The sequence below is a fragment of the Paenibacillus sp. Cedars genome (assembly GCF_003184205.1).
Classification (GTDB): Bacteria; Bacillota; Bacilli; order Paenibacillales; family Paenibacillaceae; genus Paenibacillus_AQ; species Paenibacillus_AQ glucanolyticus.
Genome location: NZ_CP020866.1, coordinates 3,265,620 through 3,279,590, shown reverse-complemented (window position 1 = coordinate 3,279,590; position 13,971 = coordinate 3,265,620). Strand labels below are relative to the sequence as shown.

Sequence of the window (13,971 nt, the reverse complement as noted above, 5' to 3'; positions counted from 1 at the left end):
TGTGCGTTCCGGAAGATTTGTTGCACTTCCGGGGCGCTTTTTTTATGGATAAATGGCATATTTGGCGTTGACAAGGAAGGAGGATGTATTCATAGTAATTAAAAGTAGAATCGGAGAGTAAGAGAGGAATCGGACCAAGATGGACACCAAGTCAGAACAGCTTCCTTCGCATATGGAGGGAAATTCGTATCTTCAAGGCTTTAAGGATTGTATTCCTACCCTGCTAGGCTATTTGAGCATAGGCTTTGCTGCAGGTGTAGTTGAGCGGACTGCAGGCTTCAGCCTGCTCGAAATCGCGTTAATCTCGCTCCTGCTCTATGCCGGCTCCGGTCAATTTATCGCGGCAGGAATGCTGGCGGCAGCAAGCCCGGTGATCTCGATCATCATCACGATTTTCTTCGTGAATGCCAGGCATCTGCTGTTAAGCGCAGCGATCGCCCCGTACTTTAAAGGTCTCTCCACCGGAAAGAGTTTCTTTATCGGCTCCCTGCTGACTGACGAGACATTCGGTGTTGCTGCCGCCAAGGCGACCGAGCAGAAAAGACTGGGTTATCAATGGATGGTGGGCTTAAATATTACAGCCTATCTGTTCTGGTGTTCGGCTAACGTTGCAGGGGGGCTCGTCGGCGAGTGGATACCGGACCCGGAGCAGTTTGGTCTGGATTTTGCTTTGCCGGGTATGTTTATCGGGCTGCTGGCACTGCAATGGCTCAGCCGCAAAAAATATAAATTGGACTTCATGGTCGTTATCATTGCGGTCATTGCAGTAGTGGCCTTCAGCACGATGATGCCGGGAAGCGCAGCAGTCATTGCCGCTATCCTGGTTGCGGCTACAGCGGGGATGGTGATGGAACGATGGAAATAAGATGGCATATTGCAGCTCTGATTATCGGCTGTGCGGTGGTTACCCTTATTCCAAGAGTTCTGCCGCTTATGATTCTCAGCAAGCTGCGGATTCCGGATATGATGATAAGATGGCTGGATCATGTGCCAATCGCAGTCATGGGCGCCCTGTTGGCCCAGGAACTGCTCGTATCGGACGGGCGCGTCGACCCTGCCGGTCACTTGCTTGAGCTGATTGCGGCTGTTCCCGCCTTCCTTACGGCTTTTCTAACGAAAAGTCTGTTTGCTACGGTCATTGTGGGTATTCTGACTTTGATTGGGCTGCGCATATTGATTTGAATTAAGTGAAGCATGGTTTATAAGCTGCTCTCTAGCCAACCGGCGGGGGACAGCTTATTTTGGTTGTCAAATTTCCCTGCTTCATGTGCCGTCTGCCTGTTATTTGGTCAAATGTCAGGGGACAGGGGTCCGTGCGGAATGCGTAAACAATGCATATGGTGTACTAACCCATGATGTGTATTGAGATCACATATCAAGATAGGCAGAAGGAGGAGACAGGGGATGATGCCGACGGTTACGATAGTCATACCTTTCTATAACTGCCAGTATATACAGCAAGCTTTGGAAAGTGCGGTACAACAAACGTACCCTGCTGTGGAAATCATTGTGGTGGATGATGGGTCAACGCAATATTCCAATCTGATCGCACCCTATAAGAACAGAATCTACTATATGGGCAAGAGTAATGGCGGTACAGCCAGCGCATTGAATCATGCCATTTTGCATGCTTCGGGCCAATATATCGCCTGGCTCAGTTCAGACGATCGTTTTGTTCCTCAGAAGATTGAAAGACAGATGGCGTTTATGCTGAGCAGGGGTCTCGACATCAGTTTCACTGGTTTCTCAGTCATTAATGAGCACAATCGGGTGACAAGACCGTACGAAGGGATTCCAATGGCGAACAATGCGGATTTGGCCCGTCAACTGGTCTATTCCAATCCGATTAATGGATGCACTGTCATTATGAAGAAAGACTGGCTTCACAGGGTAGGGCTGTTCAATGCGCAGCTTCCCTACACACATGATTACGATCTCTGGATTCGGCTGTTGATGAACGGGGCTTCGTTCGGATTTCTGCCAGATATGCTTACGATGTACCGTGTGCATTCCCAGATGGGCACCATTCGGCATAAAGCAACGATTGCCCGGGAATATGAGATGGTAAAAAATAATTATCGTCACGTACTTGAGCACTTGGCTCAGCATGGCGGTTAATGGGGGATACCATGAAAATACTGCTAGCAACTCACTGGTTAATCCCTCATGTCGGCGGAGTATGGAACTTCATGGAGCAGCTCAAGAACCGTTTGGAACAATTAGGTCATGAAGTGGATCTGCTCGGTAACAGTCCGGATTACAAAAAAATCCATATTGTCAATCGGGGGAAGGAACTGGCCAAGGAAGCATTGCTTCCTATGCTGGAGTCAAAGCTTAACTCGCAAACGGCTCCGGGATTGAATCAGCATTATGCAATCCGCCATTACGAGCTTGAGCGTTATTGCATGGAGCTGGCTGCTGCTTATTTCGGGCTGCAGCAGTACGATATTATCCATACGCAGGATAGCTTCTCGACACGTTCCTTGGGCCGGGTGAAACCGGGGCGGACACCGCTCGTATCCCACGTACATGGCTCTGTGGCGCGAGAAATGATGGATCACTTCCGCAACAACCCCTCGAAAGGTGTCGATGAAAGAAGCCCGGCGTGGCGCTATTTTCCTGCGCTTGAATATCATGCTGCCATGTCTTCGGATCTGACCATTGCAGCCAACCATTGGTCCAAGAACATTCTCATGACCGATTGCGGTGTACCCGACCATCGAATTACGGTGTTTCAGTATGGGCTCGATGCTGCGGCCTTTCAAGCAAAATATAATGCCGGAACACCACTCCGGCGGCCGCCGGGCAAGAAGGTGATTATCTGTCCTGCCCGATTGGTATACGTGAAGGGGGTCCATGTCCTGCTCGATTCCCTGGCCGTTCTGAAGCAGATGCGAAGCGATTGGGTTTGCTGGATCGTCGGGGATGGCGGTATGCGGGGGCAACTGGAGGAGCAGACGGTAAGAGCCTCACTTCAGCATGACGTGTTTTTTCTTGGCGAGCACAACAATGTCCCCGGCTTACTGGCGCAAGCGGATATTTTTGCACACACTTGCATTCAGGATAACCAGCCCTTCTCGGTCATGGAAGCACAAATGGCAGGTCTGCCAAGCGTTGTATCCACGGCCGGAGGGTTGCCGGAAATGGTGACTCACGGTTACACAGGTTTGATCGCACCGGTTGGGGATGCGGTAAGTACGGCAAAACAGCTGAGTCTGCTGTTGGAGCGGGAGGATTACCGAAAATTTCTTGGTCAGAATGCGAAGGCATTCGCTCAAGATCATTGGTCCATGGATCTGATGGTCCAAAGGACGCTGAACGTATATTACGGTGCTATAGCTCAGAAATCATCTGTATGAAAAAGGGGGGGAGCCCATGAATCAGCAAGCATTTTCCGTGATGAGCGATTTGTACAACCGAATTTTTGTCAACCAGATCTCAAACCCGGAGATTCTGGTCGACTATGTGGTATGGAATCGGATTCTTCAATCGCTGCCGAAAGATTACAAGCTGCCCGATGAGCCCGTAACGTACATTTAAATCCTGATGTAAAATGGCAGGCCAAGGGATTATCTTGGCCTGCCATTTCGCTGTACTTGAGCTGGCTCGACATCCATATCGAAGTTTCGTTCATTTAGGTCAAATACATGCCTTGGAACAAATAGGTCCAGCGATAACGGTTGCTGATCCAGATATCAATGTCCGGCATTTTCACAGCACACACATGCTCTATGTTCCAGTCCGCCATTTCGATCTCTTTCACGGGCTCATGATTGACAGCAAGCACATGAAAAGGCCCGACACAGATCTGCTGCAGGGAATCTACCAGCTCCTTGATATCTTCATAGCTGGAATCGGTCCGAATAAAGAGGATTCGCCCTCCGCTTTCCAGTGTCTGCAGAAATCTGGCGATCCTCCGGTCATATTTTACCTTGATCTCAGGATAAGCTGCCAGATGGGGAGGGAAGTTGTTAACCACGTAAAAATCATGATTCAGATATAGATCGTACTCTCGATCCCATACATTGTACAGCTCATCATTGGCCTGGCTAACCGTGTGGAGGTTCGGATAAACCAGCATGCCTTGAAACCGGTTGCGAAGCATCCTTGAAATTTGGGGCAGCACCGGGGTGCCCATCCAATCGATTGGCCCGGCAAATTTGCGCAGCCCGTGTTCTCTTAGCTCAATGCCCGGCAAACAATTATTTCCCAGACTGAATATGGCATGATAGGGTCCCTTGATATCCTGCAGGCTCAACATCTATGGTCACCGTCCCTTTCTTTCGGATCACTTCCACATACTATTAAATGCGAATCCGTAAGAAGCGGCTTGGACCGTGGAGTCAAGAAATACACAATTGGATGATCGTCACTATGGATATGCCCTTACCTGATCAGAAGTAGTTACATAACCTGATATTAATGATGCTGCAATTGCCTGGGAGGGAATGAAATGTCCATCTATCGTTTAGATGCAGTGGAGTACGGCCATATTGATGCGCGATATATACAGTCCGTGGATCTCACGATAACCAATGCAGGGGCAGAAGAATTTGATGTCCTTATTCACGGATATCACCTGTACGGGGTCTATTATGTTGGCCTCGTTCATGTCGGGGCAGGTTCGACGGTCTATGTGCCCAATATCACGAACCATAATACCGCATTCAGCCTGCTGCTCGTGACCAACATTAACTACACTCACTCCACGCTGATTACCGTCCATGCCAAGAACCAGGGACAGCTTGTAGCCGTCTACTCAAATTCTGATTTTCAAGCCATCGAATAATGGGGAGGGGTACGACATGAAGGTGCTGTTCGTCTACTACGTGCCAAGCGGGGGCGTTGAAACATTAAACAGACAGCGATGCCGTGCACTTCGACTTGCCGGGATCGAGGCGCATTGTCTGTATTATGCCTGGGGATCCGGCATGCAGAATGCCGCTGATTTCCCGATCTATGTAACCCGCAATGATATTGAAATCAAGCATATTCTGGATTCCAACGCCTTTGACGTCATTGTCGTGACAACAGATCATGCGAGCTTCCCGCGGCTTCGAATGCTGGGCTTCAAAGGGAAATTCGTGCTGGAAATCCAGGGTTATGGACCTAAGAGTGTTGCGCATGCGCAGCTTACACAGGCAGCGCCGTACGTCAACGAGCATGCCGCTGCGCTGCTGAATCCCAACACCCCTCATATTGCTGCGTTATTCCAGGAGCTGTATCCGCATAAGCCGCAGTTTAATTTCAATAATTGCTTTGACAGCCAGGAGTTCACGTACAGACCCTATCCAAGGTCTGCAAGCCCAATTATGGCATGGCTAGGGCGGATTGAGGATAACAAGAACTGGCGCGAATTTCTTCATATCGGTCATCAGCTTAAACAGCATGTACCGGATCTGCAAATGTGGATGTTCGAGGATATTCAACTCAGTCAGCCGCTAGAGCGTGAACAGTTTCTTGCACTCATTGAAGAGCTGGATCTGTCGGAGCGGTTAACTCTTCGATCCAACGTACCGCATGCCGAGATGCCCTACTATTATTCCGTCATTGGCGATTCCGGCGGATTCCTATGCTGCACCTCGAAGGTGGAAGGCGCGCCGTATTCGGTTCTTGAAGCGATGAGCTGCCGCTGTCCCGTGCTGACAACCGATTCGGATGGGGTATCGACATCGGTGTATCACAATTTGACAGGCAAGTTCTATGTGCTGGGAGATATTCAGCATGCTGTTGCCGAAGCGCTGGTGCTAATGAATGATCGTTCCCTGCGCGAACAGATTCGAAGTCACGCCAAGGGACACGTCGAACAGAATTTCAACCCGCATAGCTATGCGATCCATTTTGCGGGTCTGCTTCAATCGATTGGCATGTGATCCTTCAAGCCGCATGCGCCAAAAATGCACGAAAAACAGCCTAATTGCCCCTGCTTGCAAGGGAATAAGGCTGTTTTTCGTATGAATGCAAAAGTCGCTTGCTGCCCTAGGATGTACGCAGCCAGTGACGGTAGGTTTCTGCAATCCCTTGTTCCAGACTATATAACGGATTCCACGCCAAGAGCTCCCGGGTCCTGTCGTTGTTCAGGCAGCTGTGCAGAATGTCCCCGTTCTTTACAGGCATATAATTTACATCGATAGGATCAGGATGCAGCCTGCCGATGATATCGACAAGCGTGTTGATGGTACGGCCGCTGCCAGTGCTTACATGGAGCACATGCTGATCGCCTTGATGGATGGAAGCGAGATTGGCTTCCACGACATCTTTTACATAAATGAAATCCCGGGTTTGCTCACCGTCGCCATAGATCTGAAGGGGAATGCCTTGGCGAAGACGATTTCCAAATACCGCCACTACGCCGCCTTCACCCTTAGCGGTCTGGCCTGGACCGTAGACATTCCCAAACCGAAGGATGGTGTACTTCAGTCCGAAGAATTGGTGATAGAGACGAATATACTGTTCGCCTGTAATCTTCGATTGTGCGTAGAACGAGATGGGCGAGACCGGATCATCCTCTGTCAGTTGAGGTTTCTCCAAATCCCCGTATACGCCTGAAGTTGAAGCAAATACAATTTTACGTACGCCTGCCTTACGGCAAGCTTCAAGTATGTTTATGGTGCCCATGATATTGGCATCCGCATCCAGCGGAGGCTCTTTGATCGATCGCTGCACATCGGCCTGGGCCGCCAGATGAAATACGACGTCCGGTTTAAGCACGGAGATATACGCTGTTGTCTGCTGACTGTTCACGTCGGCCACATGCAAAATTGCCTCGCTATGAAGGCGACCTGGGTCTCCGGTTGTCAGATTATCAATAACATGGACCTCATAGCCTTGGTTCACGAGTCCATTCACCAGATGAGAGCCGATAAAGCCCGCTCCGCCGGTCACAACCATCTTCATGGATTATACCCTCCAGCCTTTTGATTGGGATGCTTTATCCTACGTGACACTGGGGGTTCATGCATTGGACAATTGACGGGGGTAGCCGAGGAATGGGCGGATTAGATTGGCGTTTACATTCCTGTTATAATGAAAGCTGTCAATTAACACTACATTTACAAAAAGAGGGAATGCAGCATGGAACGTAGCCTTGAGCGAAGGTTGAAGTTAAGTACACTCGTGTTTATAACGCTCTTATTGAAACTGATCCTGCTAAGGGTATTTCTATTTAACGGGGTTGCCTGGGGGAAGGTTCTTACCGATGCGCTGTCAGTGCTGGCACTGATCAGCTTAGTGGAGCTGATTCTGCCGTTAAGAGGCAAGAAAACGGTATACATCGTCCTGAATGTGGTCCTGTCTTTCATGATGTTTGCTTCCGCTGTTTACAACGTTCACTTCGGTTCCATACCAACGTATACCGCGCTCGCGGGCATTGGTCAGGTGAACCAGGTAAGAGCCAGCATAACAGCGCTGCTTGAGCCGGAGCACTTTCTGTTCTTTCTGGATTTGGTCGTGCTCTTGATCATATGGGCGGTCAAAAAAGTCCGTTCACGTGCAAGAAGAGGACTTCATTTCGGTGGAGAACGTTCTTACTCGGCATTTTATGCTTCGCGGGGACTAGGTATGAAATGGCGACTTTCAATGGTCGCTGTCCTTATCATAGCGGTCGTGTTGTCCGGATTCATCATTCGAAAGGAATGGGGAATCGAGAATGAAATCGTTCGAGCAGAGCAAATGGGATTCATGAATTACCAGGTGTCCGCTGTTGTGCGGAACTCACAGGAGAATCGCGCGCTGGCGGAAGGGAACTTGCAGGATACTATACTGAGAGCCCAGCAGCTGCAAGCGACCTATCCATACGTTAAGCAGGTGAAGGACAAGCCGGATTATTTCGGTGCGGCCAAGGGTAAAAATCTGATCATCGTTCAGATGGAGTCTCTTCAGAACTTCCCGATTGGTCAATCTCTGAACGGGCAAGAGCTGACGCCGGTAATGAATCAGCTTGCCGATAGCGGCTTTTATTTCCCGCATGTCTTTCAGCAGATTGGACAAGGCAATACATCAGACGCCGAATTTGCAGTGAATACTTCGATTTATCCGACGGGTACGACGGCGATGTCTACCGGGTTCGGGAACAAGGAGCTGCCGGGACTGCCAAGGACCCTGAACGAGCATGGGTATGATACCGGCACTTTTCATGTGAATGACGTGAAGTTCTGGGATCGAAGCAAAATGTATCCGGCACTTGATTTTCAGCATTACTATGACAAGCCCTATTTCACGAATGATTATTATAATGAATTCGGGCCTTCGGATGAAGAGTTGTTCCGCGTAGGGGTCGAGAAGCTGCTGGAGAATGAGCAGCAGAACAAGCCGACCTATGCCCACTACATTACGGTGTCGAATCATTCTCCATACAACGTCAAGGATGAATTCGCGAAGATGACGCTGCCTGCAGAGCTGGAAGGAACTCATCTTGGCAATTACCTGAAGTCGGTGAACTACTCCGATTATGCGCTGGGAACGCTGGTTGACCGTCTGCAGCAAAATGGAGTGTGGGATGACACCGTGCTGGTTGTGTATGGGGATCACTTCGGTATCAATCCGGCTGAAGCGGATGCCAATCTCATTTCTTCAACGCTGGGTATTCCTTACCATGAGCGGGTCAGCCGGTTTAACATCCCGCTTATCATGCATGTTCCCGGCATGGATGAAGGTCAGGTCATAGATCAGGTAGGCGGACAAGTCGATATTCTGCCAACCGTGGCGAACCTGCTGGGCATATCGCTTGATCAAGAGGGCTTTACAGCCTTCGGGCAGGACTTGCTGAATGTAGATCGCAACGTGATTGGCATGCGTTACTATTTGCCAACGGGATCTTTCTTCAACAATGAGATCCTGTTTGTACCCGGGGATGGATTTGAGGATGGAACGGCGGTTTCTTTGAAAACGCTGGAGCCGGTTGCGGATATTACGCCTTACCGCAGCGATTATGATTATATTCTCCAATTAATGAAGCTGTCTGATGAGTATGTGAAGATGCTGCCTAAGCGGGCACCCTGATACGAATCAGAATGGATAACGAGGTAGAGGATTGTTTCATCAGCCCTGTGACGGGCTGGCGAAGCCGTCCTTTTTTTACATGAGGAGAGGCTTCCATCTTGATTGTTGTGTTCCGGGATCTGTGATATTATTACTCATATTGTCAACCTATAATTGATAATTATTGGTTGACAATGATAACGGAGAGGGGACCTAATCATATGATTACTCAAATTCATCGTGATTGGCTGAAATTATCAGATCAAGTTATACAAGGGTACGAAGTAACTCCGGAGGAAGCACGGGCTATTCTGCAGAGCGAGGATCAGGAACTGCTGTCTGTTATGCAGGCTGCGTATCGCATCCGGCGGGAGTATTATGGCAATAAGGTTAAGCTGAATATGATTGTGAATGCCAAATCCGGTCTGTGCCCTGAAGATTGCGGGTACTGCTCCCAGTCCATCGTATCAGAAGCACCGATTGAAAAGTACGCATGGCTTACCAAAGAAAAGATTCTTGAAGGTGCCCGTGAATCGATTCGCCGAAAGGCCGGAACCTATTGCATCGTTGCTTCTGGGCGCCGCCCTTCCAACCGGGAGATTGAGCATGTCATTGAAGCGGTGAAGGAGATTACGCAGACGACCAGTCTGAAGGTCTGCTGCTGCTTGGGTTTTTTGAATGAGGTGCATGCTCAGAAGCTTGCGGATGCCGGGGTGCATCGATATAACCATAATCTGAATACTTCTAAAGATAACTATGAACATATTACAACCACGCATACATATGATGATCGACTGGACACGGTGAGGCAGGCAGGCACTTCCGGCATGTCCCCATGCTCCGGAGCCATTTTTGGAATGGGAGAGAGCCTGGAAGAACGGGTGGAGATTGCGTTTGCTCTAAAATCGGTCGGGGCGGATTCCATTCCGTGCAATTTTCTGAACGCAATCGACGGAACTCCCCTTGAAGGACGCAAGGAACTGACACCCATGATGTGTTTGAAGATTCTGGCTATGATGAGATTTGTTAATCCGACGAAGGAGATCCGGATCGCGGGCGGGCGCGAGGTTAATCTGCGCTCCTTGCAGCCGCTCGGTCTTTATGCAGCGAATTCCATATTCATTGGTGATTATTTGACGACAGAAGGGCAGGCTCATACGGCAGACTGGGGATTGATTGAAGACTTGGGTTTTGAAATAGAAGAGTGTGCATTGTAATCATGTATTGACTTTTATTCAGACAGCACATACTATATACCCGTGGGGGTAAGATTTTGTTTGGTTCACCCACCATGCATCAAGATGATGCACATGACTTTGATGGGGGAATGCTACGTGCTGATCGCATTAGCCGTCTTTATGGTTTTCCTATTCGTTCTATACTACCGGAGGTATGTACCTATAACAGGCTTGCGGTTCATGAAGTGCAGCGATCTTCGTCTTGCACAAAAGGAATGCCCTGAACTCAAATTGCTCGATGTTCGCGATGTGTCCGAGTTTATGGCAAATCCGTGGAAAGAGACCATTAACATCTCCCTTGGAAGACTGTCTTATGTTTGGGATCAGGAACTTAAACCAGATGATTCCGTAGTCATCGTAACACCGAAGCGCTCAGCCGGCTTTCTGGCGGCGCGCAAGCTCAAGAAGGCGGGTTTCACTTCAATATTCTATTTGCAGGAGGATTGCACGGCTTGCAATTCCCTGCAACGCGCATCCATGAACTGAAAAAAATCCGATCGGCAGACCTCTTGCTGATCGGATTTTTTGTTATGCTGCGTAAGGAAAAGAGCATGAGGTTATGGCATCCAAAGGACCAAGACCTGTTCAACAGGCATAATCTCTTCTATATTCAAGAAGAAGTGGTGCTCTGTCCACTTCTTCTTTTTTTGTCCAATTCTGATGGTTCAGAACAGCAGCAGGGGGATAAAACGGAAGATTTTAGGGAATCGTAGGGGTGAAAAGGTATGTACCGCTTGTCCATTCCACCTTCTAGGGAGGAAATCACCTATGTATCATCTGTACAGCCATAATGATCTGGATGGCATCGGCTGCGGCATCATAGCCAAATGCGCCTTCGGCGAAGGAATTGATGTCCGATATAACACCATTCACGGATTGAATCAGCAAGTCGCAAGGTATTTAAACCGGACCTCCGTTCAGGAGCATCCGTACGACGTGCTGTTTATTACGGATTTATCGGTTGCTCCCGACATCGAGAAGGAATTAAACGTGTTTGTGGAAGAAGGAGGACAGGTTCAGCTTATCGATCACCATAAAACTGCCCTTCATTTGAATGATTACATATGGGGACAGGTGGTTGTGACGCATCGAGACGGCAGAGCGGCCTCGGCAACCTCATTATTTTATGAATATTTGATTGAGCATGGACATCTGAGCAGGAGCGAAGGGATGGATCAATTCGTGGAGCTTGTCCGGCTCTATGATACATGGGAATGGGAAGAACATCAGAAGATTCAGGCGAAACGGTTGAATGATCTGTTCTATATGCTGGCCGTTGATGAGTTTGAGAGCAAGATGATCCAGCGTCTTCGTGAATCGGAGGGCTTTTTCTTCGATGAATTTGAAGAGAAAATTCTGGACATGGAAGAGGATAAAATCGAGCGTTATATCCGCCGCAAGCAGCGTGAAATTATTCAAACCTTCGTTGATGAATACTGCGTAGGTATCGTATACGCCGAGTCCTATCATTCCGAGCTTGCCAGTGAGCTGGGATCCGTCTATCCTCATCTTGATTATATCGCCATATTGAATATGGGCGGGAGGAAAATGAGCCTGCGGACGATTCATGATCATGTGGATGTATCCGAAATTGCAATTCGGTACGGCGGAGGAGGTCATGCTAAAGCATCGGGATGCACGATAACGGAGGAAGTATATCAGCTGTTTGCGGCCGATCCGTTTGAACTTGAACCGATCCGTTTAGATGCCTCACGGAATCAGTTCAACATTAAAGGTACCGAGTCCGGTGTTCTGTACGAAAGCTGGGGCGAGGATATGCTGTTTGTATATGCCCGCGCAGGAGAATGGGTGGTGGAGTGGAACGGCGATCCGCTGCCGTTTACATTCCGTTCGTTTGACGAGGCAGAGCGGCACATGAAGCGCCAGTATGGTGTCTGGCTATCCCGGGACGATGTGTTTGTGAAGATGCTGAAGGAACAATGGATGCGGAATCGTTCCCATGAACGTCCTGGTTTGCCGCCGGATTTGGATGAAGAGAAGTTAATGGAAGATATGTGACCCCTAAATCCGCATGAAGGATAGCAGAGATGCATGCGTGTTACGTTGTGTGCAGACAGGAGGAATGTACGGTGAAGAAAATGATCGCCGGCTGGGCCCTTGCCCTTCTTACGGCAGGCATTCTCGCTTGGAGTCAGACTGTGAATCATTCGGAGCCCTCGATTCCATCCGCTGTTCACAGCAAAGAGCTGCTGAAGGATACCCCTGTGCCTTGGTCAGCTACCAAGAATACCATCCGATTGAATACGTCTGATCCAGTAAGTGCGGCGGTACTGACCTCCAAAACGCTGTGGCTGTCCACGAATGAGCACAGTCGCCCGCAGAGCGTTATTCTGGTGGATTCGGCCCAGTGGCCCATAGCCGCTGTCAGTGCCGATCTGACTCAGCTGAGCCAGGGGCCGCTGTTGTTTGTGGAAGAGGAGGGGATTCCCAAGGAAACGCTGGAGGAGCTGCGCCGCTTGAAGCCAAGGGGAGCGGAGAATAACAAAGGGATTGACATTATCACGGTCGGCCCGATATCGGAAAAGGTTATGAAGGATCTGAACGGACTCGACTATAAGGTCGACCACATAGATGCAACGGAGCCGGCAGAAGCAGCAGCTGCTATTGACGAATACGCAGCAAAGGTAACGGGATCCGTTCCAACCTCCGTCATCATTGGATCGATGGAGCGCCCGAATTATACGCTGCCTGCGGTAAGCTGGATTGCGCATATGCCGGAGACACTACTGTTTGTCAGTGAGAAGGACGTGCCTGAAGATACGGTGAAGGCGCTTCAGAAGCGAAATGGGCAGGCACATATCTATATCATCGGCCCGGAGAAGGTGGTATCCCACAGCGTGGAGGAAAATCTCCGGCAATATGGCAACGTGATTCGAATCGCCGGGGATGATCCATACGAGAATGCCATTCACTTCGCACAGTACCATGATCCCGGAACGGGGTTCGGATGGGGGATACGCTCACCGGGCTACAGCCTCTCCTTCTCCATCCCGGATTCTCCTATCTTGTCCATTGCGGCTGCGCCATTGTCCCATATGGGTAAACATGCACCGCTGTTATATACGGAGCGGGACGGGGTTCCCCGTTCCATCGTGAAGTACGTAGAGTCAATACAGCAAGCGTATGACAATTCGCCAATGGAAGCACCCTATAATCATGCCTGGATTATTGGAGATGAGAAAACCCTGACGACCAAACTTCAGAGCGAGATCGATGAAATTCTGGAGAACGCTGCCCCATAGCGATTCCTTCCTTAAAGATGAATTCAGGGTATTCGGGGGCAACCGCGTTTGAAGGAATGCTTCATTCCGCAGCGTCTTTATAAAACACAAAGGGGCCTCCCAGAGTCAAGTGACTTTTGGGACGGCCCCTTCTATGTGGATGAAGCGTTCGCGCAATGCGATACGTTCATCGGTTAATCTGTAGCTCGGCTATTGCCGGTTGTTATGCATACCATCCCCATACGAAGATGAAGAGCGTTCCGAAGATCGTGACAAGTCCAACAAACAGAGCGAACGCAATGTTGATATAAACGGATTTCTTGTCATCACTTTCGCCAACGTGCATGAACAGCATGAGCTGAACGGCAGCCTGCAGTATCGCGGTGACCAGCAGGATGGCAAATTTCGAAGCTGTCGGCATATCCAACAGAACCACGAGTGCAACAGCTGAAAGGACGAGAGACGATATATAACCCGCTACATGCTTAATAGGAAACAGCTGCTTAATCATG

The 13,971-nt window shown here is 49.4% G+C and carries 15 protein-coding genes; 12 read left to right on the top strand and 3 right to left on the bottom strand.

What is annotated here, in order from left to right:
- Positions 1 to 139 precede the first annotated feature (139 nt).
- From B9D94_RS16625 to B9D94_RS31025, 5 genes are all read left to right on the top strand, one after another.
- Positions 140 to 865 (top strand): AzlC family ABC transporter permease, encoded by a 726-nt coding sequence (locus B9D94_RS16625; protein WP_148247540.1) that lies wholly within the window; start codon positions 140 to 142, stop codon positions 863 to 865.
- Entirely contained in the window at positions 856 to 1,182 is a 327-nt protein-coding gene (locus tag B9D94_RS16620; RefSeq protein ID WP_006209786.1) for an AzlD domain-containing protein, read from the top strand. The genes B9D94_RS16625 and B9D94_RS16620 overlap by 10 nt, the downstream gene beginning before the upstream one ends.
- 222 nt (positions 1,183 to 1,404) lie before the next feature.
- Positions 1,405 to 2,118, top strand: coding sequence for a glycosyltransferase family 2 protein (locus B9D94_RS16615; protein WP_006209787.1), 714 nt, complete (start codon positions 1,405 to 1,407; stop codon positions 2,116 to 2,118).
- A gap of 11 nt (positions 2,119 to 2,129) precedes the next feature.
- Positions 2,130 to 3,359 carry a glycosyltransferase family 4 protein gene (locus B9D94_RS16610; RefSeq protein ID WP_148247539.1) on the top strand — a complete coding sequence of 410 codons (1,230 nt, stop codon included), beginning with the start codon at positions 2,130 to 2,132 and terminating at the stop codon, positions 3,357 to 3,359.
- A gap of 16 nt (positions 3,360 to 3,375) precedes the next feature.
- A complete protein-coding gene (locus B9D94_RS31025) occupies positions 3,376 to 3,540 on the top strand; it encodes a hypothetical protein (protein ID WP_160163988.1) in 165 nt (54 codons plus the stop codon).
- A 94-nt stretch (positions 3,541 to 3,634) separates the two neighbouring features.
- Here B9D94_RS31025 and B9D94_RS16605 read toward each other — a convergent pair whose 3' ends face one another.
- Positions 3,635 to 4,261, bottom strand: a complete 627-nt coding sequence (locus B9D94_RS16605) for a DUF1796 family putative cysteine peptidase (RefSeq protein WP_006209789.1) — start codon at positions 4,259 to 4,261, stop codon at positions 3,635 to 3,637.
- Positions 4,262 to 4,453: 192 nt separating this feature from the next.
- On the opposite strand from B9D94_RS16605, the gene B9D94_RS16600 reads away from it, so the two are divergent.
- Both B9D94_RS16600 and B9D94_RS16595 read left to right on the top strand, forming a co-directional pair.
- On the top strand, positions 4,454 to 4,789 hold the full coding sequence (locus tag B9D94_RS16600; protein WP_148247538.1) for a hypothetical protein: 336 nt from the start codon (positions 4,454 to 4,456) through the stop codon (positions 4,787 to 4,789).
- A 16-nt stretch (positions 4,790 to 4,805) separates the two neighbouring features.
- Positions 4,806 to 5,873, top strand: a complete 1,068-nt coding sequence (locus B9D94_RS16595; protein ID WP_148247537.1) for a glycosyltransferase family 4 protein — start codon at positions 4,806 to 4,808, stop codon at positions 5,871 to 5,873.
- A gap of 106 nt (positions 5,874 to 5,979) precedes the next feature.
- On the opposite strand, the gene B9D94_RS16590 is transcribed toward B9D94_RS16595, so the two are convergent.
- Entirely contained in the window at positions 5,980 to 6,897 is a 918-nt protein-coding gene (locus B9D94_RS16590; protein WP_148247536.1) for an NAD-dependent epimerase/dehydratase family protein, read from the bottom strand.
- Positions 6,898 to 7,074: 177 nt separating this feature from the next.
- Between B9D94_RS16590 and B9D94_RS16585 the strand changes: the two genes are divergently transcribed.
- From B9D94_RS16585 to B9D94_RS16565, 5 genes are all read left to right on the top strand, one after another.
- Entirely contained in the window at positions 7,075 to 9,000 is a 1,926-nt protein-coding gene (locus B9D94_RS16585; RefSeq protein WP_148247535.1) for an LTA synthase family protein, read from the top strand.
- Positions 9,001 to 9,200: 200 nt separating this feature from the next.
- The gene (gene bioB, locus B9D94_RS16580) at positions 9,201 to 10,196 is read left to right on the top strand and encodes a biotin synthase BioB (protein ID WP_148247534.1); all 996 of its coding nucleotides are present in this window, start codon (positions 9,201 to 9,203) and stop codon (positions 10,194 to 10,196) included.
- A gap of 117 nt (positions 10,197 to 10,313) precedes the next feature.
- Positions 10,314 to 10,703 (top strand): rhodanese-like domain-containing protein, encoded by a 390-nt coding sequence (locus B9D94_RS16575; protein ID WP_036638162.1) that lies wholly within the window; start codon positions 10,314 to 10,316, stop codon positions 10,701 to 10,703.
- A 282-nt stretch (positions 10,704 to 10,985) separates the two neighbouring features.
- Positions 10,986 to 12,236 carry a DHH family phosphoesterase gene (locus B9D94_RS16570; protein ID WP_036638163.1) on the top strand — a complete coding sequence of 417 codons (1,251 nt, stop codon included), beginning with the start codon at positions 10,986 to 10,988 and terminating at the stop codon, positions 12,234 to 12,236.
- An 80-nt stretch (positions 12,237 to 12,316) separates the two neighbouring features.
- Entirely contained in the window at positions 12,317 to 13,480 is a 1,164-nt protein-coding gene (locus B9D94_RS16565) for a cell wall-binding repeat-containing protein (RefSeq protein WP_228029937.1), read from the top strand.
- Positions 13,481 to 13,682: 202 nt separating this feature from the next.
- Here B9D94_RS16565 and qoxD read toward each other — a convergent pair whose 3' ends face one another.
- The gene (qoxD, locus tag B9D94_RS16560; protein WP_006209801.1) at positions 13,683 to 13,970 is read right to left on the bottom strand and encodes a cytochrome aa3 quinol oxidase subunit IV; all 288 of its coding nucleotides are present in this window, start codon (positions 13,968 to 13,970) and stop codon (positions 13,683 to 13,685) included.
- Position 13,971: the final 1 nt, after the last annotated feature.

What these genes read in the sequence shown, in the direction of transcription:
- bioB (WP_148247534.1), top strand. Translation starts at nt 9,201, where the DNA reads ATGATTACTCAAATTCATCGTGATTGGCTGAAATTATCAGATCAAGTT.
- B9D94_RS31025 (WP_160163988.1), top strand. Translation starts at nt 3,376, where the DNA reads ATGAATCAGCAAGCATTTTCCGTGATGAGCGATTTGTACAACCGAATT.
- B9D94_RS16610 (WP_148247539.1), top strand. Translation starts at nt 2,130, where the DNA reads ATGAAAATACTGCTAGCAACTCACTGGTTAATCCCTCATGTCGGCGGA.
- B9D94_RS16600 (WP_148247538.1), top strand. Translation starts at nt 4,454, where the DNA reads ATGTCCATCTATCGTTTAGATGCAGTGGAGTACGGCCATATTGATGCG.
- B9D94_RS16605 (WP_006209789.1), bottom strand. Translation starts at nt 4,261, where the DNA reads ATGTTGAGCCTGCAGGATATCAAGGGACCCTATCATGCCATATTCAGT.
- B9D94_RS16565 (WP_228029937.1), top strand. Translation starts at nt 12,317, where the DNA reads ATGATCGCCGGCTGGGCCCTTGCCCTTCTTACGGCAGGCATTCTCGCT.
- B9D94_RS16625 (WP_148247540.1), top strand. Translation starts at nt 140, where the DNA reads ATGGACACCAAGTCAGAACAGCTTCCTTCGCATATGGAGGGAAATTCG.
- B9D94_RS16590 (WP_148247536.1), bottom strand. Translation starts at nt 6,897, where the DNA reads ATGAAGATGGTTGTGACCGGCGGAGCGGGCTTTATCGGCTCTCATCTG.
- B9D94_RS16570 (WP_036638163.1), top strand. Translation starts at nt 10,986, where the DNA reads ATGTATCATCTGTACAGCCATAATGATCTGGATGGCATCGGCTGCGGC.
- B9D94_RS16620 (WP_006209786.1), top strand. Translation starts at nt 856, where the DNA reads ATGGAAATAAGATGGCATATTGCAGCTCTGATTATCGGCTGTGCGGTG.
- B9D94_RS16595 (WP_148247537.1), top strand. Translation starts at nt 4,806, where the DNA reads ATGAAGGTGCTGTTCGTCTACTACGTGCCAAGCGGGGGCGTTGAAACA.
- qoxD (WP_006209801.1), bottom strand. Translation starts at nt 13,970, where the DNA reads ATGATTAAGCAGCTGTTTCCTATTAAGCATGTAGCGGGTTATATATCG.
- B9D94_RS16615 (WP_006209787.1), top strand. Translation starts at nt 1,405, where the DNA reads ATGATGCCGACGGTTACGATAGTCATACCTTTCTATAACTGCCAGTAT.
- B9D94_RS16585 (WP_148247535.1), top strand. Translation starts at nt 7,075, where the DNA reads ATGGAACGTAGCCTTGAGCGAAGGTTGAAGTTAAGTACACTCGTGTTT.